This window comes from Faecalibacterium sp. i21-0019-B1, from assembly GCF_042852915.1.
In the GTDB taxonomy this organism is placed as follows: domain Bacteria; phylum Bacillota; class Clostridia; order Oscillospirales; family Ruminococcaceae; genus Faecalibacterium; species Faecalibacterium taiwanense.
This window is the reverse complement of sequence record NZ_AP031425.1, coordinates 886,177-906,163: the sequence shown is the minus strand read 5'-3', so window position 1 is coordinate 906,163 and position 19,987 is coordinate 886,177. Positions and strand designations below refer to the sequence as shown.

Sequence of the window (19,987 nt, the reverse complement as noted above, 5' to 3'; positions counted from 1 at the left end):
CAGCGTTCGATTGACACAGGTTGAGTTATCGGCAGATACAGCAAACACAACGGGCGGCTCTGATAACAGAGCTGCCCGTTGTGTTCGTTTATGAAAAGGAGAACTTAGATCTCATACCACTTGATCTCGTTGGCATCCAGATGCAGAGCAAAGCTGCTGCCGTCTGTGGTGTAAACGGTGGTGTCCTGCGGCTCGTAGGTGTTGTTCACCACGCAGTACTTGCCGTTTTTGACGTAGGCGTGCACCTCCACGTTGTAGTTGGAGCTGAACCATGTATGCAGCTCCTCCTCGCTGTGGGCACTCCACAGGATAGCGCGGTAAAGGGTGCGGCTGTTGGCAAAACTGTAAGGCACACCGCTGATGTACACGGCACGACCCTTGCCGAAGTCGTGTGCCGCCATCTGCACTTCTTTGTTTCGCTGCACCAGCACTTCGGTGCCTTCCAGCGCATAAATATTCCTCTTGCCCTCGCCAAAGTCCACGGGTTGGTCGGCGTCCTGCAAGATAAAGTGGTCGGGGTGCTCCTCCCAGTTGTATTTGTCGTAGTTCAGGGTGAAGCCGTTTTCCTCCTCCACGCCCAACACAGTGGCAAGTTGGAAAATGTGCCCCTGATACGGGTGACCGGAAGGCTCACCCACGCCGATAAAGCCGCCGCCGTTCCAGACGAACTTGCGGATAGCGGAGGAGATCTCCGGATCTTCCCACCAGATGCCGCCGGTGTGTGCGGTGTCGGCATCGCCGACATTGATAATGACATCCAACGAATCCAGCAGATGCGGGTCGTTCTTGATATCCTCAAAGCTGATAAACTTCACATCAAAGGGCGCACCGGACAGCATCTCAATGACACCGGCATAGCTATAGTTCTGCTTGTAATAGAGGGCGTGATGCACCATGTGACAGCCCCAAGCCCGCATTTTACCCCAACAGTTCAGCACGGCCACTCGCTTGACACAGTAGGGTGTGGTGCCCTTGATGTTCTCGTACAGTTTGCGGAACTCGTTGCAGACGCTCTCCACGTAGTCCACGAACTCCGGGAACTGCAAGGCCAGTTTCAGATAGCCGCCATAGCCGATGCGGTCGATGGGCTTGCGCAGGATAGCGCGGCGGGCTGTAACCCAGTTCTCCTTGGCTTCCCGCACGGGGTCGCCGCCCTCGTGGAAGGTGTCGGGGAAGAAGTAGGGCAGGAAACGGCCCTCGGTGTACTTCACGCCCTCAATGTCAGAGATCAGGCGCAGGGTGGAGCCGTTGCCCACGCTGCCCACTACGGCATCCAGTCCGATGGTCTTGAACTCCGGCATGAAAGGTTCGGTGCCGATCCAGTGATCGCCGAGGAACATCATGGCTTCGCACCCGCACGCGTGGGTGATGTCCACCATCTCCTTGGCAAGCTTTGCCACCTCGCGGCGCTGGAAGGCCTGAAAATCCCGGAATTCCTTGCTGGGCACCCGGTACTGGTTGTTATAGTAGCCCTGATCGATGATGTACTCCGGGCGGAACTTGTAGCCCACTTCCTGCTCAAACTGGTTGAGGATATAAGGGCTGACCGAAGCAGAGTATCCATACCAGTCCACGAATTTCTCCCGCTTCAGCTCGTCGAAGATCAGGGTGAACTGGTGGAAGAAGGTGGTGTAGCGGATGACGTTTACATAGGGGTGCTCTGCAATGAACTTGCGCAGGCGCTCCATGGAATACTTGTGGGTCTTGGGCTGACGCACGTCAAAGGTGATCTGGTGCTCAAAATTCGTCCAGCCGTTGGTGGTAGCGTTGTACATATGCACCGGGTCCCAGATGAGGTAAGCCAGAAAACTGACGGTATACTCATGGAACGGTACGGCCTGTACGGTCACACTGCCGTCGGCGTAGCTCCACTGCTCCGGCGGCACGGGCTGACCGGTGGTTCGATCCATGACCTCCCACCAGCGGGTGATGTCGTCGTTGGTGTTCACCTGCATCAGCTCCGGGCTGATGCCCTTCATCAGCGGGATGGTCACGGTGTCGCCGGGGGCGGTGTAAAAGCCGGTCATGATGTAGCACTGCTGTACCTCGTCCGGGTTTGCCTTTGCCCATGCGTTGTCCTTGCGGGTGGTATAGTAGGTGGAGTAGATCTTGGCGTCCGCATTCTTGAGCTGTTGCGGGAAGTCGGTGCCGTCGCAGTCGCGGATGGCATCAGCACCCCACTTTTTTAAGATCTCCAGCGTTTCGGGCACAACGTCCAGGTCTGTGGGAATGGTCACGCGCCCGGTCTTTCTTATTTCATCCATGGGAAACTCTCCTTTTGCCTCTCTTTGAATCGTAGGGGGTCAATCGTAGGCGGCGTTATACAGCGCCAGCACAGCCAGCAGCAGTGCTACGCCCACCAGCATGATGCCAAGCCCTGCCAGCTGTCCGGTCATTTTCCAGCCGGACACCACCAGCACCAGTGCCAGCACAAACAGCACCAGCATCAGTACCATGCGCAGGGCGGGATGCTCTTTCCAGTATGCTTTCATCGTCTGTCACCTTAACCTTTCAAGCCGCCCACGGTCATGCCCTGCGTCAGCTGCCGCTGCACGCAGATGTACAAGATCAGGGTGGGCAGCATTACCAGCACAAGACCTGCGTACATGGTGCCGTACTGGGCGGCGCTCTGCTGCGCCTGCATCAGGTTCAAAAGACCTACCGGCAGGGTGCGGGGCGCCTTGGTGGAACTCATCAGGGTCATGGAGATGATATACTCGTTCCAGAAGGACAGGAAGTTGAACAGGATGATGGTGATGATGGAGGGCTTTGCCATGGGGAAGATGATGCGGGTCATGGTGGAAAAATAGCTTGCACCGTCGATATAGGCGGCCTCCTCAAAATCGTGGGGCAGGGTGGCAAAGTAGCCCGTCAGCAGGTAGATGGTAAAGGGCAGCGCGGTGGCGGCGTACACCACCGCCAGCACCACCAGATTGTTCAGCAGAAAGCCGCTGCCGAAATGGCCTTTCAGCCACACATCGCCGTCCCGCAGCATCAAAAAAATGGGCACCACGATGTAGTTCACGTTGATGAACAGGCCCGCCATGAACAGGGTGTTCAGCACCTTGCACCCCTTGAAGTGAAAGCGGGACAGGCAGTAGGCGGCGGGCAGGGCAACGACCAGCAGCAGCGCCAGCGCCAGCGCGGTGACGATGACCGAGTTGAGCATATATTCGCCCATTTTGGCGCCGTTCCATGCGTTGACGAAGTTCTGCCAGTAGAACCCGGCGGGCAATGCCCAGGGGTTGCCGTAGAACTCTGCATTCTGCTTGATGGAGGCCATAAACACCCATGCCACCGGCACGATGATGGTAACGGCCAGCAGAACCAGCACAAAATAGATGAAAAACTTGTACAGACCTTCCGCAGAGCGGGAAGATTTTTCGGTGGTATTCTGCATCTTCTTCCCTCCTTAAAATTCCAGCGTATCGCGGTTGGTGACCTTGTTGACACAGGCGGACAGGGCAAACGAGAACAGGAAGATTACCACGCCGATGGCCATACTGTAACCATACAGGCCAGCGTCTTTCTGGCTGTACATATAGCTCAGCGCCACATCCGATGCGCCGTTGGGCCCGCCGCTGGTCATGGCCTTGACGAAGAGGAAGGCCATGTTGATGGTGGAGATGATAAAGAAGGTGAGGGTGGTGCGGATATTCGTCCAGATGAGGGGGATGGTGATCTGGAAGAACTGGGTCAGCCGCCCGGCACCGTCCAGATTGGCGCTCTCGTACAGGCTGATGGGCACGGCAGACATGGAGGCCATGTACATGACCATGTAGTAGCCGATGGCCTGCCACACCATGGCAATGATGATGGAGGGGATGACCAATTTTTCGCCCTTCCACAGGATGGGGTCGCTCATGTTGCGGAACAGGCCGATGATGCTGTTCAGCATGCCGTTTTCCGGCTTATAGATGGCAGAGAAGATGCCGGAGATGACGACCACCGACAGGATGTTGGGGATGTAGAAGATGATGCGAAAAAAGTTCTGGCCTTTGATCTTCTCCCGGGTGAGGATGGCGGCAAATACCAGTGCAAAGGCGAAGGTGATCAGGGTGACCGTTACCACCAGCAGGATCATATTCTGCATGGAGCGGATGAACTGGGCGTCCCGCAGCAGATGCTGGAAGTTTTTAAGCCCCACAAAGGTCTCGTTGGGAGAATAGGCACCCCGCTCATACAAACTCATGCGGAACACGTTGAGGGTGGGCAGGATCATAAAGAGGAAAAACAGGATGGTAGCCGGTGCCACACAGAGGAATACGAACCGTTTGCGGCTTTTATCCGTTCTCATAGGGGATTGACCGCTCCTTTCTTGATGGTACTGTACAGCCCAAAAAAGCGGAGGCGGTAAAAACCGCCCCCGCTGGGCAGGGCTTAATTACTCGATGATGTTGGCGCGCATCTGGTCGCTGGCGGACTTGATGCCGTCGATCCACTGCTGCTCGGTCATGCTGCCGGACACCAGAGAGTTGACAGGGTCGAAGAACACGGTGCGCACTTCCACGCCGGGGATGGCACTGAAGGCTGCAAAGTTGCCCATGGCGGCCTTTGCGCCGTTGTCGTAGATGGAGTAGAACATCTTGTTGTCGCCTTCCAGACTGTCGGCGATGCCCAGCACAGGCTGGATAGCGCCGCTCTCGGCAAACAGCTTGCAGGCTTCGTCGCTGTACAGGTAAGCTACGAACTGCTTGGCGGCATCCTGATGCTCGGCACCGGCGGGGATCCATGCCTGCTCGAACCAGGTGTAGCTGTAACCATCGCCGCCGGCCTTGACAGCAGGCAGGGCGGTCATGCCCCACTCAAAGCCGTCTGCACGGGGAGCCTCGGCCATCTCGCCCACGATCCAGGTGCCGTTGGGCATGAACAAAGCCTTGTTGTCCAGCACCAGCTGCTGGTTCTGGGTAAAGTCCTGATCGTTGGCCTGTGCGGGGGTGATGGGGTTGGTGTAGGAAGCCAGCTTTGCCACGATATCAAAGCAGGTCTTTGCTTCGGGGGTGTCCCAGATGCCCTCGGTGTAGTGGGTGGCCTTGTTGAAGAACTCCGGGCCGCCGGCAGCGTACATCAGCGCATAGAAGAAGGCGTCGAAGTAGCCGGTGGTGGGGTAGGTGAACAGGTAGGTGCCCTCAGCGGCAGCCTTGTCGCCCAGTGCCCACATCTCGTCCCAGGTCTTGGGCACGTCCCAGCCCTTTTCCTTCAGGAAACCGGCGTTGTAGAACAGGCCGCAGGGGCTGTAGAACATGGGAGCCAGATAGGTTTTGCCGTCGCCGTAGGGGTTGGTCAGGGAGGTGTCGGTAAAGCCGCCGGCGATCTTCTCGCTCACCTTCTTGCTCTCGCCGGGCACGGTCATGCTCAGCACATCGGTGATGTCGGCGATCAGGTTGCCCTTGATGAACTGCTCGGTCAGGGCAGCTTCACGGCCGGTGGCCAGATGGACCACGTCGGGGTAGTCGCCGCCCTGCATGGAGGGGCCGATGACGTCCTCCAGCTTTTTGTCGGTGGTCAGGTCCACCTTGATGCCGGTCTGTGCGGTAAAGGCCTCGGCGACCTTCTTCCACATATCAGCGCCGTAGCCGGTCTCGATGGCGGCTACCTTGATGGTAACGTCTGCAGCCGCCGCTGCGGAAGAAGCGGCGGTGGAGGATGCCACGCTGGATGCGGTGGAGCTGGAAGAGCCGCCGCAGGCAGCCAGACCCAGTGCAGCGGCGCCAACGCCGGCCGCCTTCAGGAAATTACGACGAGAAATACGATTCATACTGTGTTGCCTCCATCATTTTGTTCCGTTCAAACACAGCCGGGCAAACAGGCTTTGCCCGAAGGACTGTGTGTTTTTCTGCCTCCAATATAAATTCTTTCGCTTCCTTGCTCAAGAGGTTTGTTGTTTCATTTTTTATAGATGTTGCTTTCTAAAAAATTCTTCCAGCAAAAGTGCTAAAAATCTTTTAAAAGTTTCAGCATAATCCCCAGCCTGTAACTATTTTGACATATTTCGAAGGGACTTGAGAAACAAAAATATAAAAATTAGCCTAAAATCAGGGCTTGCTTTTTTTGTATGTTCCCTCTATAATGAGGGTAAAGTGCACGAAACAACGCACCATTTTTTGATAATGTTTTTAGAATGTTGCGTTTATTTTTAGAAAATTTGCGTTTCCCGAAGGAGCCGATCATCTATGAGTACCCAGCGCTTTGATATCCGCCACGCGCCCGCTCCGCGGGAATCCTTCCGGCTGCTGTACATCAGCAAAAGCAAATTTGGCGGCGATTGGAACAGTACCACCCACACCCACTCCTGCACGGAGCTGTTCTACTGCCTCAGCGGCGAGGGACAGTTCTACCTTGCCGGGCAGCTGTTCCCGGTAAAGCCGGACGATATGGTCATTGTGAACCCGCAGGTGGAGCATACCGAGCTTAGCCTGAACGCCTCGCCCTTGGAGTATATCGTGCTGGGCGTTGCCAGCATGGAGTTTTTGTTCAGCAAGGCGGATACGAACTACGCCATCTTCAATTGCCGGGAGAACCGGGAGCGGATGGTCACGTTGCTGCACATGCTGCTGGCCGAGGCCGACCGCAGCTTAGACGGCTGCGAGACCGTTTGTCAGGACCTGCTGGAGGTACTGCTGATCTGGCTAGTGCGCTGCACCACCATTTCGCTGCAGCTGGAGGAGGCTGCCCCGACCGAGAACCGGGAGTGCGCCGAGATCAAGCGGTATCTGGACACCAACTACCGCGAGGATATCTCGCTGGACCTGCTGGCAGAGCTTGCCCACCTGAACAAATACTATCTGGCCCACACCTTCCAGCGGGAGTACGGCATTTCCCCCATTACTTACCTGAACCGCCGCCGCATTGAGGAGAGCAAGCATATGCTAGGCAACACCAGCTACAGTCTGGCGCAGATCAGCGAGCTGATGGGCTTTTCCTCCCCCAGCTATTTCTCCCAGTGCTTCCGCAAGGCGGAGGGCATGACCCCCAACGAATACCGCCGTCAGACGCGGCAGGGAAAACGCCCCGCCCCGACAAAACGGCATGAAGTATAACGAAAACGAGGAATTTATGATGAAATCCGTTACCCTTTCTTTGCTCCAGTCTGCTGCAAATGCCTTTGATTTTGGCGGGCCTGTGCTCTGCGATGCTCACCACTATGGTGAGGGGCATATCAACGACACCTTTGTGGTCTGGCGGGAAGATCATTCCAAACGCTTTATTTTGCAGCGCATCAACACAGATACCTTTACTAACCCGGTGGGCCTGATGGAGAATGTCTGCGGCGTGACCCGGCATCTGCGGGCGAAAATTCTTGCCGAGGGCGGCGACCCAGCACGGGAAACGCTGAACGTCATCCCAACTTTGTCGGGGTCGACTTGCTATCTGGATGCAGACGGCGGCGCATGGCGTGCCTACGACTTTGTAGAAGATACCATCTGTTTGCAGCAGGTCGGCAGCGAAACCGACTTCCGCACCGTGGCCGAGACACTGGGCAAATTCCAGAACCAGCTGGAGGATTATCCGGCCTCCACCCTCCACGAAACCATCGCCCGCTTCCACGACACGCCCAACCGCTATGCCAATTTTGAAAAAGCCCTCGCCGCCGATGCACTGGACCGGGCAAAAAATATCACATCGGAAATCGAATTTATCCATGCGAGGGAGCAGGACTGCCATGTCCTGCTGGATCAGCTGGCAGCTGGCGAAATTCCTCTGCGCGTCACCCACAATGACACCAAGATCAACAATGTCCTCATCGATGCCGCTACCGGAAAAGGCATCTGTGTCATTGACCTCGACACCGTGATGCCGGGACTTTCGGCCTACGACTTCGGCGATTCCATCCGCACCGGTGCCAACGACTGTGCTGAGGACGAACCTGACCAGAGCAAAGTCCATTTTGACCTGCATCTGTACGAAGTGTTCGCCAAAGGGTATCTCTCCACTGCCGGGGCATCCATGAGCATGGCAGAAAAAAAGAGCCTTGCATGGGGTGCAAGGCTCATGACGCTGGAATGCGGCATCCGTTTTCTGACTGACTATCTGGAGGGCGACCATTATTTCCATATTGCTCGCCCGGATCACAACCTCGACCGCGCCCGCACCCAGTTCACACTGGTGCGGCAGATGGAAGAGGTTTTCGATCAGATGCTGGAAATCGTCTGCCCGGACAATCACTGATTTCGCAATCTCCTCCATTCGGATACAGCAAGAAGCATGGACGCTCTCCTTTTCGGGGGCGTCCATGCTTCTTTTTACAGCTTATCCCCGATAATGTGCAGCGTGATGTGATTCTGGAGATCATTCACAAGCATAAGGACTACCTTACCTCTCTGGAAGCCGCACTCGCAGATGTTAAAGACCAGACAGCATAACAACAGGCACATGGTATGCTGTTTACCGATGTCCAAAGGAGCGTGCGTTTGAACAAAAAGAAAAAGCCCACAAACACTTCGCGATTGCACTGAATTTTGGAGAAATGCTGCCGGGAGATGTTGGACTGCTTGTACACGGTGGAGTCTTTCAGCCCCCGCTCGTCAATGAGCCGCAGCAGACGAGTGGTGAAGCTTTCACCGAGATTATCCATCAGGCTTTCCAGACTGCGGGCTATCCTGGGTGCCGGAACTGCACCTAGCATCGGCACGGCGGCATCTTCTTCCAGAAGCCTCCGCCGCTCTGACAATTCCCTGCGCCGACGGCCAAATCCGTAGCTTTCATCGTTCTGTGCTACATAGTGGTCGTCAATGTACTCCTCCACCGAGGCGAACAGCTTCCGGCTCACGGCCAGCGAGTCCCGGTCGTAGAGCACCAGATACACGGTCAGGTCGTGCTCCATGACGTACTGTGTGATGGTGTCCACCGCAATGCGGAAGGCCTGTTCTTTGGGGTAGCCATAGTTTCCGCTGGACAGCAGCGGGAAAGCCACGCTCTCGCAGTGGTACTCTGCGGCTAATTCCAATGCGGAGTGGTATGCACCGGCTAATTGTTCAGCTTCGCCGAACCCGCCGCCGTGCCACGCCGGGCAGACTGCATGGAAAACGTACTTTGCCGACAGCCCGAATGCCGGGGTGCACACCGCCCTGCCCAGTTCGCAGCGGCCGATGGCTTCACAGGCGGCGGTCAGCTCCTGCTCCCCTGCCGCCTGATAGATGGCACGGCTGGTGCCGCTGCCCTGCAAAAGGTTCCGGTTGGCCGGGTTGACAATGGCATCCGCCGCCACTTTGGTGATGTCGTTGCGGATCATCAGAAACGGCATGGTGGTTCCTCCCTCACATGGTTTTCTTCATCCTATCACATCCGGCGGGGCGGCGCAAGGGGTGCTCTTGTTTCCTGTCCGTGCAGCTATTATAATAATAGGTACCGAAAGAAGGTGAGCTTCTTGCACGACATCTGGAATCCATGGCACGGCTGCGTCAAGTGCAGCGAGGGCTGCCAGAACTGCTACATGTATTTTCTCGACCGGATGCGGGACCAAAACGGAGCCGAGATCTACAAAACGAAAAGCGGCTTTTCCTATCCGCTCCAGAAAGACCGCGCCGGACACTACAAAATCCAGAGTGGTGAGCAGATCCGGGTCTGCATGACCTCGGATTTCTTTTTGGAAGAAGCCGACCCGTGGCGGGTTGAGGCGTGGGACATCATGCGCCAGCGCAGCGATGTGGTGTTTTTTCTGCTCACCAAACGGCCGCAGCGGGTACGGGAGTGCCTGCCGCCGGACTGGGGCAGCGGTTGGGACAACATCTTTTTCAACGTCACCTGTGAAAATCAGCGCCGCGCCGATGAGCGCATTCCCATTCTGTTTGACCTGCCCTTCAAGCACAAGGGCATCATGTGCGCGCCCTTCATCGGGCCAGTAAGCATCCGGCAGTACCTTTCCGCCGGGCAGATCGAGCAGGTCATCTGCGGCGGCGAAAACTACGATGGTGCCCGCCCCTGCAATTTCGATTGGGTCAAGTCTCTCCGGCAGGAATGCGTGGATGCCAACGTAACCTTCTGCTTTATCGAGACTGGCACTGTGTTCATCAAAGACGGTAAACGCTACCACCTGCCCAGCAAGCAGCTGCAAAGCCGGATGGCCTGTAAATCCGGCATGAATTTTCAGGGCAGGCCCATCCGTTTTGACCTCGTGGACGACTGGGGCTACCCCATCCCGCAGGAAGATCTCTATGTGCCCCATTTCCGCGCAAACTGCGAGACCTGCGGCAGCAAGTTAATCTGCAACGGCTGCAGTGACTGTGGAAAATGCTTATAAAATAAAGGAATTCTATCAATACAAATGGAACTTATGGCTGATCTGGTGTGCAATTTCATCCGGCAGCGGGCGGAAACCGATGCAGGTCAGGGTCATGCCTTCTCCGTTTTCATCAAATTCTTCCGGCTCCAGCTCGGTGTGGCAGGCATCCCGGATAAGGAAGAAGTCTTTGTTTTCCACAAGGCCCAATTCCTCGGCAATTGTCTTTGCTTTCAGCAGTTGATTGCGGTTCTTTGCCCCGCAGATAGTTTTGGTGAAAGAGCCATCGAACCATTCTTCATAGGTTGCTTTCTCCAACATGATTTCTGCCCGATAGCCGGTAATTTCTCCGTCTTTCTCGATGGGTTCCACGCCCTGTCCCATGCCGATGGGGTCGGCGAGGAACGCCAGCGAAGCGTGGCAGCACTGCGCCGCCAGCTTGCCAGGTGACATCTGCAGGTCTTTTCGTGCAATGATGAGTTGACGCATTTTTCCTCCTTCTTACGACAGCTTGATCTTCAAATCTGCCAACAGATTCACCGCTTCCGGCAGGGAAAATTTCGCATCCTTCAGGCGGCTGCCCAGAATGTCCACCTTATAACCGGCCGCATCCCGGAAATCCGCCTTGCGCAGATCACACTGGTAGAGCTCCGTTTCGTGAAGTTCTACACCCTTGAAATTTGCCAGCTGCATCTCGCATTTGGCAAACATGGAGCCGACAATTTCGTTGCCGTCCGAAAAGTCGAAGCGGTTAAAGTTCATTTCGGTGAAGGTGTTATATTTCAGACTGCACTCTTTCAGCGTGTGGATAGGGTCCGGGAAGGCACCGTTGGACATCAGCGGTGCCCACTCGATTTCCTGCAAACGGCAGTCCTCAAAATCCAGCGATTGCACCGAAGAATGGGTGCTGCGCAGACCTGTGATCTCACACCGCACGAATTTGCACTCGTTCAGCGTGGTATGATCCAGTTCGCATTTGGTAAAGGAGCAATCCACAAACACGCAGTCGGTAAAGTCGCAGTCCTCAAAAGTCTCCTCGGTGAACGGCAGGTCAGCAAACCGTTCACCTTCACAATAACGCTCTGTCATAAAATTCTCCTGTCAGCGCAGTTCTTCCAACAGAGCCGTGCAGCCTTCCAGCACATCCTGCCAGGTAGCTTCAAAGTCCCCGGTATACCATGGGTCCGCCACATCGCCGGGGCGACGGGTATGATCCATCAGCAGAGACACTTTATGCTCCGGGTCGCCGCCCACAAAGCGCGCCATATTGCGCAGGTTGTTGTGATCCATGGCGATCAGATAATCGTAGGTTTCGTAATCACGCCGGGTCATCTGCCGGGCGGTTTTACCCTCGCAGGAGATGCCGTGCTCGGCCAGCTTCCGCCGGGCGGGCGGATAGACCGGGTTGCCGATCTCCTCGGTGCTGGTGGCGGCGGATGCGATTTCAAATTTATCAGAAAGCCCGGCTTTGGCCACCAAGTCTTTCATTACAAATTCGGCCATTGGGCTGCGGCAAATGTTTCCATGGCAGATGAAAAGCACTTTCGTCATGTCAAAATATTTCCTTATATCGTATCATTTTGAATTTTGCACACATGCGTGCAAAATTCAGTTCTGCTTCAAGAACTCCCGCAGCACATCCTCTGGGCGGGGTGTATGGTTCGGGTACTTTTCCCGCAGCGGTGCGGCGGCACCATCCATAATGTAGGGCACACCCACAATGTCCAGCATCGACACATCGTTATAATTGTCGCCAAAAGCCATCACATCGGCAAGGGCGATGTCCAGAGTCTTGCAGATGCTGCGCACACCGATGCCCTTGTTGGCAAAGGTGGTGTCGATCCAGTACGGCCCTGCCACAGCGCAGTTCGCCTCTTTCCATCGTGGGACAAACCGTTCCGTGTAAGATTCTACGCCTTCGTGCAAATACACCGATACTTTTGTGATCTCCTCCGGCACCTCGGAAGGGTCATGGATGATTTGATAATTGTTCCCGATGAACTGAATACGCTTGAGCATTCCCAGACCCCGCTCCATCAGGTATGCAGTATTCTGACCGGAAAGCATTACCTCGCCCTGCCCGTCGCTGCGGGTCCACAGGTCGTTGGCGATTTCTTCGGCCAGCGCGCGCGGCATCGGGTTCTTGGCGATGCACTGTTCGTCTTTATAGATCACGCCGCCGTTTTCGCAGAGAAACACACAACAGTCTGCCACCGGTGCAAAGAGCTTGCGCAGGCTGGTATACTGCCGACCGGATGCCGGGCAAAACAGAATGCCGCGCCGATGCAGCTCCCGTATCTGCTCAAAGATTTCGTCTTCCAGTTCCTTTTTGCCGTATTGCAGCAGCGTACCGTCAATGTCGCTGCAAATCAGTTTGATTGACATTTTCCGTCCTCATTTTTCAAGATAATTTTAGGCAATTCCCCGGCATCCAGAACACGGACGCCTTCGTCCATCAGCATCTTGGCAAAAACACCCTGTCCGGGAATCTTTGTCCCAGAAAACGTTCCATCGTAAATTTCCTTCACGCCGCAGCTGGGGCTGCGGGATTGCAGGATGGCAAGCTCCACCCCATTTTCTTTTGCGATGGCAAGGGCCTTGGCTGCGCCCGCTCGGAACTCCCGGTCCACATTGATGCCCTCTTTGTTCGTGACAACGCCCTGCACGATTTCCGCCGGGCACCGCGGTGTGGGCAGGCCGCCCAAAACCTCCGGGCAGACCGGAACCACCTGATGCCCTCGCGCAAAATCACAGACCGCCTGATTGTAATTGTTTCCGCCGCTGTATTTGCAGTTTTCGCCCAGCAGGCAGGCGCTGACCAGAATCTTCATTGTTGCGCGCTCCGTTTTTCAGATACTGAATCTTTTACCTATTCTACCACGCTTTTGGGCATTGAAAAAGAGGATTCTGCTTTTTCCTATCCCCATACCGGGAGGTCCGCCGTAATCTTTTCTAATTCCTGTGCAAAAAACGTCAGTCTTTCCCTCAGATGGTTGTTATGCGGTGCATCTCCGTTCAGCAGATAGTCCGTTCTGACATTCAGGCAGGACGAAAGATCCTGCAGCAACTCAATCGAGCAGCAGCGGCTTCCCGTTTCAACTTTTGCAAGATGGTTCGCACTAACGTTCAGCATTATACTCAGCTGTTCCTGCGTAATCCCTTGCTTTTTCCGCAAATCGCGGATACGTTCGCCGAATTCTTTTGCATCAAATCGCATTGTTCAATCCTTTCCTTTGCGCCGGAAACACAAACAGGCCGAGACTCCTTTTCCGAGTCCCGGCCTGTTTTCAGCTTGAAAATGCACAATGACCGCGACTCGATGGAGCTACTCTTGTGAGCAGCTCACGGAGTATTATCAGCCTTTAATGCATTTCAGGCAATTCTCCCTCTTGCGCAACTGAAACTTGCGCCATGGCGATATTATAGCAAGTGTTTTCATCACTGTAAAGCACTAAAACATACTGTTTCAGCAACAAAACCGCTCATTTTTCTGCGATTTGCTTTGGTGGCTGCAATTTTTTCTTGAGGTCATCCAGCATCTTGCAAACCAATATACTGTTTTCAGAACAACCTTTCAGCAGGAAATCGCTGCTGACTCCCATTGCGTTCGACAGGTGTCCCAAGTGGTCTACTCCCAGATTGCGCTGTCCTTTTTCCAATGCGCGAAGCTGCTACACTGAAATTTCAGCTTCTGCTGCAAGCCGTTCCTGCGTCCAGCCTTTTTCGAGGCGGCTTCCGCGGATTCTGTTGCCGACTTGCACTTTGTCATAACTCATATTCGGTCGTCCTTTCTGCTGCTACGCAGCGGTTTGGGCGGAGGAACTGGGTTTTGTTTGCAATCCTCCCTGCGATAAAGATGCTTTCTCCTTTTCATGCCAAAATAGCGCATGACGGCTCAAACTCAACTTTATTTCATTAAAGTCAAATTTGTTCATAAATTATCATAGAGTTTTTCTTCCGTCAAGTCCTTTTTCCGTCGTATCGCAACGATTTTTAAGCAACAAACTCACAAGAAGGTATTGTTTCGCCAATTTCGTGCATATTTACTCATAAATTCATTTGAAAAACATCAATATGTCTTACTTTGTGACACAAACACATCAGATTTTCTACATTTTTCACAGACAGCATTTTTTACGATTCATCGCAACAAATTAAACGCCGTCGGTGTTTAACAAACGCAAGTGGCGTGTTCTTTTGTTTTCTCTCTTTTCACCCTTCCCACTGCTCCACGATTTCCAGACTATCCCGCCCTACATGGCAGAGCAAAAACAGCACCTGCACACCTGCAGCTTTGGCCTCGGCCAGTGCCGTACCAAACTCTGGCTGTTTGCTGACATTTGGCCGCACCTCGGTGATGCCTTCCATCTGAATCACGAAAGCCACTGCGCACCGATACCCTGCCTGCTGTGCCTGCGCCAGCTCGTGCAGGTGCTTCACACCCCGCTCGGTAGGTGCATCCGGGAAATAGCCAATGCCGCCCACTTCCAGCGTGCTGCCTTTGACTTCCAGCAGGTATTTCTGTTCGCCCTTTTCCATGTAAAAATCAATACGGGATTTTCCGTAGGGGAACTCCGGCCTGACAAGGTCAAATTCCTGCTTTGAGAGCCATTCTCCTACCACCTTGTTGGGTGCCTGACTGTCCATATTGACCCAGCCAAGTTCCTGCTTGCGTACCGCCACAAGGTCGTATTTTGTCTTGCGTTTCGGGTTGTCTGACACTTCCAGACGCACCGCCGCACCGGGCAGCAGCAGTTCCTTGCACCGTCCGGTATTTTTGACATGGACGGTTTCCACCGCACCGTTCACATCTACATGGGCAATAAAACGGTTGGGACGGTCAAGAAAAATGCCGTCCTCGATCTCTCTGTATTTCAATGTTTACCCCATTTTCATTTTTGTCTGATACGCCTGCGCCGTCCGGGCATCAAAGCAGCAGAAGATGGCCCTCATATCGTAGTCGGCGTGGTTTTGCAGCCAATCGGTCACTGTATCCACCGCAATTTGGGTAGCAGCATCCAGAGGGTAGCCATACACGCCCGTAGAAATTGCCGGGAAGGCGATGCTGTGGATGTCGTAGGTCTTTGCCAGCACCAGCGAATTGCGGTAGCAGTCTGCCAACTGCACAGCAAGCTCATCGCGGCTCATAAGTTCATGGCCAAGCTTCTGGAACGATGTGCCATAAGACGGCGAGTTACCGCGGGTATCCGATGTGTTGAAGCTGTCGATGGTCTCTTTGCCAAGCGCTTCGGAAAGTTCTTTCAGGGTAGTCGGCTCGCTGCCGCCCAGAAAAATTTGCGCGTCCATGTTGCCCACAATCGTATCCGCATTATCTTTGTAGATAGCTTTCAGCTGACTGCGGGTCTGCAAGACAAGGCAGGCTGAAATCTCACGGCTGCGGATGGTAGCCACCAGCTTTTCCAACTGCGGAATCTGCCCGATGTTGGCACACTCGTCAATCAGACAGCGCACATGAACCGGCAGTTTACCGCCATATTGGTCATCAGCCTTGTCGCAGAGCAGGTTGAACAGTTGGGTGTATATCATCGAAATCAGAAAATTGAAGGTGCTGTCTGTATCGCTCATGATCAAAAACAGCGCTGTTTTCCGGTCGCCAAGCTTGTCCAGCTCCAATTCATCGTACATCGTGGCATCCCGAATTTCCTGAATATCAAAGGGCGCAAGGCGGGCACCGCAGGAAATAAGGATCGTTTTCCGCCCCTGCCGGCAGCTCCACCGCGATGGTCGTGCCTTTGTCCGAGCTTTCCTCCACCCAAACGGAGCCGCCGTGGAGATCGGCGATCTCCCACACCAGAGAAAGTCCCAGTCCCGCGCCGCCGTACTCGCGGCTGCGGGATTTGTCTACCCGGAAGAAGGGATGGAAAATGCTCTGCTGGTACTCCTCCGGAATGCCGCAGCCAGTGTCGGAAACGCGAATGATGCACTTTTCCTGCCCCTGTGCAAGCTCGACCCGTACCGAGCCGCCGAGGCGGTTGTATTTGACAGCGTTCTCCGTCAGGTTGAAGAGCATGCGGTAGATCAGCGCGTCGCTGCCGGTCAGGGCGGCGTCGCCCTCCGCTTCCAGCGTGATGCTTCGCTTCTCCGCCAGCGACGCAAGATCCGTAAAGATCTCCTCGACCATGGGGGCGAGCTGGAGCTGCTCGTTCCGCGCCACCTGCTGCAAATTGCTCATCTCCAGCAGCGTCTTGGTCATCTGCGTCAGCCGCTCCGTCTGCTCGCGCAAAAGCGTGAGGAATTCCGCCGTCTCCGGCCGCACATCGGGATGCTCCGCGGAAAACAGCTCCAGCTGCGCCTGCATCAGCGCCAGCGGCGTGCGCAGCTCGTGGGCGGCGTTGCCGGTGAACTGCCGCTGGGCGGCAAAGGCGTTGTTCAGCCGCTCCAGCATTTGGTTGAACGAGCGGCTCAGCTGCCGGAACTCCGAAATGGAGTCTTCATCGATCCTCATATCGGCAAGATTGTTCAGCTGTACCTGCTCCACCTGCGAGGTAAAGCTGCGCAGGGGCTTGAGAGCGCGTCCGCTGACGAAATAGGCGAGGATGCCGCTGAGCAGCGTTACCGCCGCCGTGATGTACCAGTTGGTGGTGCGGAAGCGCCCCTGCACCCCATCGACGACGATGGTCAACTCCTCGTTGGGCGCTATGAGCTGCGGGTCAAAGCTCGCCGCTCCGCTATCATTCAGGATCACCGTGCCGCCGCCCTGTAAGCTGTCCGCAATGGTGTCCATATAGTACACACCGGAGGAGCACAGCAGCAGATTCATGGCCACGCAGGTGACGCCGATGAGCAGGACGGACATCAGCGTGATGCGCCACTGCAAGGAAAGCCGCTTCATTCCTCCTCGCCTCCCATCAGATAGCCCTCGCCGATGCGGTTGCGGATGGGGTCATAGCCCAGCACGGCGCGGAGCTTTTTGCGCAGGGCGGAGATGTGGACGCGAATGGAATTGCTGAAGCCGTCCACGCTGTTGTCCCAAACGTGATCCATCAGCTCCTCCTGACTCACGGGCCGCCCCTGATGCACCATCAGGTATTCGAGTATCCCCGTTTCCTTTCGGGTCAACGTCAGCGTCTGCCCATTAACGGCGGCGGTGCGGGAGCGGGTGTCAAAGGTTAAAGCTCCGCAGCTTAGCAACACATCCTGCTGGGTGAACTGCCGCAATGTCAGGCTGCGGATGCGGGCCTCCAGCTCGGCAAGATGAAAGGGCTTTGCCAGATAGTCGTTTGCCCCGGCGTCCAGCCCCTGCACCTTGTCCTCCACCTCGCTGCGGGCGGAGAGGATCAGTACCCTCGTCTCACGGTCGGTCTGCCGCAGGGTGCGCAGCACCGTCATGCCGTCCTTTTTCGGCAGATTCAGATCAAGAAGTACCAGATCGTAGCACTCCACGCCCAGCAACTCCAGAGCCTTCTCCCCGTCGTAGCAGTAGTCCACGCTGTAGGCCAGCCGCCGCAGGCTGCGGACGATTGTTTCACACAGAGCGCGTTCGTCTTCAATTACTAAAAGGTGCATGAGAGCCCTCCTTTTTATTTCTCCGTTTTTATGTTGCTTTCATTATAGCAAAAATAGATAAGGTTTGCGTTAAGTTTTCGTTCTTAACAGAGACTTTAACTCTCCCGCGCTATGATGGGGGCAGAAAATCGGAAAGGATGATGAAAAATGAGCTGCGGGAAAAAGGCTGCGGCGCAGATCGCGCTGCTGATGGCCGGAGTCGCCATGCTGTGCTTCGGCGTCTGGCGGGGCGAGGCGGCGACAGTGCTGAGCAAAGCAATCAAATTATGTCTGGAGTGTGTGGGTATTGGGTAAAAAGTTTTCAGGCGTTTCGCAGACCATGTCCCGATTTCGGGGCTGGATACAGGCGGGTGCGACGCTGCTGACCAACCTGCACCTGCCGAACTTCTTCAAAGGAGGACTGTACCAAGGCGCTGGGAAAACCGTTTGCGTGCCGGGGCTGAACTGCTACTCCTGTCCAGCGGCCTCCGGAGCCTGTCCTATCGGGGCATTTCAGGCGGTGGTGGGGTCTTCCAAGTTCAGCTTCTCCTATTATATCACAGGCTTTCTCATTTTGCTGGGAGTCCTGCTGGGACGCTTTATCTGTGGTTTTCTGTGTCCCTTCGGCTGGTTTCAGGAGCTGCTGCATAAGATCCCGACGAGGAAGCTCTCCACAAAGAAGCTCAGGCCACTGACCTATCTCAAGTACGCTGTACTGCTGGTGATGGTTTTCCTGCTGCCGGCGTTCCTGGTGAACGATGTAGGCATGGGCGACCCGTTCTTCTGCAAATACCTCTGTCCCCAGGGCGTGCTGGAGGGGGCCATCCCGCTGTCCCTTGCCAATTCCGGCATCCGGGCGGCGCTGGGCAGCCTGTTTACATGGAAATTCGGTATCTTGCTGGCGATGATCGTGCTGAGCGTGGTATTCTACCGTCCCTTCTGCAAGTGGCTGTGCCCGCTTGGCGCGTTTTACGCACTGTTCAATCGGGTGTCCTTTTTCCAGATGAAGGTGGACAAGAGTAAGTGCGTCTCCTGTGGGAAATGCGCCAGAGCCTGCAAGATGGACGTGGATGTGACGAAAACGCCCAACCATACCGAGTGCATCCGCTGCGGGATGTGTATCCGTGCCTGTCCGACGAACGCCGTGTGCTTCCGCTACGGCTTCGGCGATGGAAAAGAGAAAGAAAACGCAGCGACACTGCGAGAAAACAACAACAAAGCTTAAGGAGAAACGAATATGAACGCAAAGAAGATACTGGCTCTGATGCTGTGCGCGATGATGCTGCTCTCCCTTGCAGCCTGCGGCGCAAAGGACAACGATAAGCAGGCGGATATGAGCGGAGACAGCTCCGCCATGACCGGCGAGCCGAAAACCGCCGAGGAGGCGCTCGCTCTGCACAAGGAGCTGCTGGAGCGGGAAAACGCGCTCCTGTCGGAAAATGCCGAACTCTGGGAGAAGGTGTTCATGGCGGCCGATAAGGGCATGACCATGCAGGAGGACGGCAAAAACTACGGCGACTTCCTGCTGGATACCGTCGAGGCCGCTAAAGAGCAGTTCACCGACAAGGAGTATGCGTGGCTGAAGGAGTCGGCCACGGAGATCAGCAATATTGAAAACAAGCTGACCGAGTTGGAAGAGAAGTATCCCGAGATCATGCAGAAATCCATGGACGGCGATATGAGTATGCCAGCGGGCAGCGACACGAGCACCCCTCCCGACGACGGCAGTATGCAGAAGTTCCCCGCCTTTGAGGGTAAAGACCTGGATGGCAACACGGTGAAGAGCGACGAGCTGTTCTCCGGCAACACCGTCACCGTAGTGAATTTCTGGTTCACCACCTGCAATCCCTGCGTGGGAGAGCTTGCCGAGCTGGACGCACTGAATAAGGAACTCGCGGAGAAGGGCGGCTCCCTCATCGGCGTCAACACCTTCACGCTGGACGGCGACGAGGCAGCGATTTCCGAGGTGAAGGACGTGCTGGCCAAGAAGGGCGCCACCTATCAGAATGTGTATTTTGACTCAGATGGTGAGGCGGGAAAGTTTACTACCAACATCTTTGCTTATCCCACCACCTATGTGGTCGACCGCAGCGGCAATATCGTGGGTGAACCCATCGTAGGAGCCATCACAGAAAAGAAGCAGGCGGAGACGCTGCAAAAGCTCATCGAGCAGGCGCTCGCCGCCGATGTGGGCTGACCCGAGATTTAAAAAAGCGCCTGCTGTGCGCCGCTGCATTGCCCATGGCGCTCGAAGGGTCGGAG

At 55.3% G+C, this 19,987-nt stretch carries 22 protein-coding genes and 1 pseudogene; 6 read left to right on the top strand and 17 right to left on the bottom strand.

Translation table 11 applies throughout. The features are described from left to right. Positions 1-104: 104 nt before the first annotated feature. The 5 genes from gnpA to ACGHP1_RS04250 all read right to left on the bottom strand — a co-directional run bounded on the left by gnpA (position 105) and on the right by ACGHP1_RS04250 (position 5,758). Positions 105-2,264: a 1,3-beta-galactosyl-N-acetylhexosamine phosphorylase gene (gene gnpA / locus ACGHP1_RS04270; protein ID WP_390507916.1), complete on the bottom strand. Its 2,160-nt coding sequence runs from the start codon at positions 2,262-2,264 to the stop codon at positions 105-107. 39 nt (positions 2,265-2,303) lie between these two features. Further along, complete coding sequence (locus ACGHP1_RS04265) at positions 2,304-2,492, bottom strand: DUF6903 family protein (RefSeq protein ID WP_207698337.1); 189 nt, start codon at positions 2,490-2,492, stop codon at positions 2,304-2,306. An 11-nt stretch (positions 2,493-2,503) separates the two neighbouring features. After that, positions 2,504-3,400 (bottom strand): carbohydrate ABC transporter permease, encoded by an 897-nt coding sequence (locus ACGHP1_RS04260; protein ID WP_390507913.1) that lies wholly within the window; start codon positions 3,398-3,400, stop codon positions 2,504-2,506. A 12-nt stretch (positions 3,401-3,412) separates the two neighbouring features. After that, the gene (locus ACGHP1_RS04255; protein WP_005926926.1) at positions 3,413-4,297 is read right to left on the bottom strand and encodes a carbohydrate ABC transporter permease; all 885 of its coding nucleotides are present in this window, start codon (positions 4,295-4,297) and stop codon (positions 3,413-3,415) included. A gap of 87 nt (positions 4,298-4,384) precedes the next feature. Continuing rightward, complete coding sequence (locus tag ACGHP1_RS04250) at positions 4,385-5,758, bottom strand: carbohydrate ABC transporter substrate-binding protein (protein WP_005926929.1); 1,374 nt, start codon at positions 5,756-5,758, stop codon at positions 4,385-4,387. 415 nt (positions 5,759-6,173) lie between these two features. Between ACGHP1_RS04250 and ACGHP1_RS04245 the strand changes: the two genes are divergently transcribed. Both ACGHP1_RS04245 and ACGHP1_RS04240 read left to right on the top strand, forming a co-directional pair. Continuing rightward, positions 6,174-7,040 carry an AraC family transcriptional regulator gene (locus tag ACGHP1_RS04245; RefSeq protein WP_005946244.1) on the top strand — a complete coding sequence of 289 codons (867 nt, stop codon included), beginning with the start codon at positions 6,174-6,176 and terminating at the stop codon, positions 7,038-7,040. A gap of 19 nt (positions 7,041-7,059) precedes the next feature. Next, complete coding sequence (locus tag ACGHP1_RS04240) at positions 7,060-8,169, top strand: phosphotransferase enzyme family protein (RefSeq protein ID WP_390509806.1); 1,110 nt, start codon at positions 7,060-7,062, stop codon at positions 8,167-8,169. A gap of 139 nt (positions 8,170-8,308) precedes the next feature. Here the strand turns inward: ACGHP1_RS04240 and ACGHP1_RS04235 are convergent, their stop codons facing one another. Continuing rightward, positions 8,309-9,244, bottom strand: coding sequence for a macro domain-containing protein (locus ACGHP1_RS04235; protein WP_390507910.1), 936 nt, complete (start codon positions 9,242-9,244; stop codon positions 8,309-8,311). Positions 9,245-9,358: 114 nt separating this feature from the next. Here ACGHP1_RS04235 and ACGHP1_RS04230 point away from each other — a divergent pair, with 114 nt between their 5' ends. Further along, a complete protein-coding gene (locus ACGHP1_RS04230; protein ID WP_390507909.1) occupies positions 9,359-10,240 on the top strand; it encodes a DUF5131 family protein in 882 nt (293 codons plus the stop codon). A 15-nt stretch (positions 10,241-10,255) separates the two neighbouring features. Here ACGHP1_RS04230 and ACGHP1_RS04225 read toward each other — a convergent pair whose 3' ends face one another. The 11 genes and pseudogenes from ACGHP1_RS04225 to ACGHP1_RS04175 all read right to left on the bottom strand — a co-directional run bounded on the left by ACGHP1_RS04225 (position 10,256) and on the right by ACGHP1_RS04175 (position 17,746). Further along, positions 10,256-10,708, bottom strand: a complete 453-nt coding sequence (locus tag ACGHP1_RS04225) for a peptidyl-tRNA hydrolase (protein ID WP_390507907.1) — start codon at positions 10,706-10,708, stop codon at positions 10,256-10,258. Between the two features lie 12 nt (positions 10,709-10,720). Beyond that, positions 10,721-11,308: a pentapeptide repeat-containing protein gene (locus tag ACGHP1_RS04220; RefSeq protein ID WP_390507904.1), complete on the bottom strand. Its 588-nt coding sequence runs from the start codon at positions 11,306-11,308 to the stop codon at positions 10,721-10,723. Between the two features lie 12 nt (positions 11,309-11,320). Then, positions 11,321-11,770 (bottom strand): low molecular weight protein-tyrosine-phosphatase, encoded by a 450-nt coding sequence (locus tag ACGHP1_RS04215; protein ID WP_005946296.1) that lies wholly within the window; start codon positions 11,768-11,770, stop codon positions 11,321-11,323. 57 nt (positions 11,771-11,827) lie between these two features. Then, positions 11,828-12,604 (bottom strand): HAD-IIB family hydrolase, encoded by a 777-nt coding sequence (locus ACGHP1_RS04210; RefSeq protein ID WP_005946294.1) that lies wholly within the window; start codon positions 12,602-12,604, stop codon positions 11,828-11,830. Continuing rightward, positions 12,589-13,050: a DUF523 domain-containing protein gene (locus ACGHP1_RS04205; RefSeq protein WP_005932409.1), complete on the bottom strand. Its 462-nt coding sequence runs from the start codon at positions 13,048-13,050 to the stop codon at positions 12,589-12,591. Before ACGHP1_RS04205 ends, ACGHP1_RS04210 begins: the two co-directional genes overlap by 16 nt. Before the next feature lie 86 nt (positions 13,051-13,136). Beyond that, positions 13,137-13,436, bottom strand: coding sequence for a helix-turn-helix domain-containing protein (locus ACGHP1_RS04200; RefSeq protein WP_390507900.1), 300 nt, complete (start codon positions 13,434-13,436; stop codon positions 13,137-13,139). Between the two features lie 265 nt (positions 13,437-13,701). Continuing rightward, the gene (locus tag ACGHP1_RS04195) at positions 13,702-13,878 is read right to left on the bottom strand and encodes a hypothetical protein (RefSeq protein WP_390507898.1); all 177 of its coding nucleotides are present in this window, start codon (positions 13,876-13,878) and stop codon (positions 13,702-13,704) included. Between the two features lie 553 nt (positions 13,879-14,431). Further along, complete coding sequence (gene sfsA, locus ACGHP1_RS04190) at positions 14,432-15,097, bottom strand: DNA/RNA nuclease SfsA (protein WP_390507896.1); 666 nt, start codon at positions 15,095-15,097, stop codon at positions 14,432-14,434. Between the two features lie 3 nt (positions 15,098-15,100). Next, positions 15,101-15,973 (bottom strand): annotated as a pseudogene (locus ACGHP1_RS04185) (VirD4-like conjugal transfer protein, CD1115 family); the annotation flags it as partial. Then, a complete protein-coding gene (locus tag ACGHP1_RS04180; RefSeq protein WP_390507894.1) occupies positions 15,891-17,072 on the bottom strand; it encodes a sensor histidine kinase in 1,182 nt (393 codons plus the stop codon). The pseudogene ACGHP1_RS04185 and the gene ACGHP1_RS04180, both read right to left, overlap by 83 nt. After that, positions 17,069-17,746, bottom strand: a complete 678-nt coding sequence (locus ACGHP1_RS04175) for a response regulator transcription factor (protein WP_390507891.1) — start codon at positions 17,744-17,746, stop codon at positions 17,069-17,071. Before ACGHP1_RS04175 ends, ACGHP1_RS04180 begins: the two co-directional genes overlap by 4 nt. Positions 17,747-17,893: 147 nt before the next feature. Here ACGHP1_RS04175 and ACGHP1_RS04170 point away from each other — a divergent pair, with 147 nt between their 5' ends. Genes ACGHP1_RS04170 through ACGHP1_RS04160 form a run of 3 tightly spaced genes read left to right on the top strand, consistent with a single transcriptional unit; the run spans position 17,894 to position 19,922 of the window. Beyond that, entirely contained in the window at positions 17,894-18,040 is a 147-nt protein-coding gene (locus ACGHP1_RS04170; RefSeq protein ID WP_005933048.1) for a CD1871A family CXXC motif-containing protein, read from the top strand. A gap of 25 nt (positions 18,041-18,065) precedes the next feature. Then, a complete protein-coding gene (locus ACGHP1_RS04165) occupies positions 18,066-18,950 on the top strand; it encodes a 4Fe-4S binding protein (RefSeq protein ID WP_390507888.1) in 885 nt (294 codons plus the stop codon). Positions 18,951-18,962: 12 nt separating this feature from the next. Further along, positions 18,963-19,922, top strand: a complete 960-nt coding sequence (locus ACGHP1_RS04160) for a TlpA disulfide reductase family protein (RefSeq protein ID WP_390507885.1) — start codon at positions 18,963-18,965, stop codon at positions 19,920-19,922. Positions 19,923-19,987 lie beyond the last annotated feature (65 nt).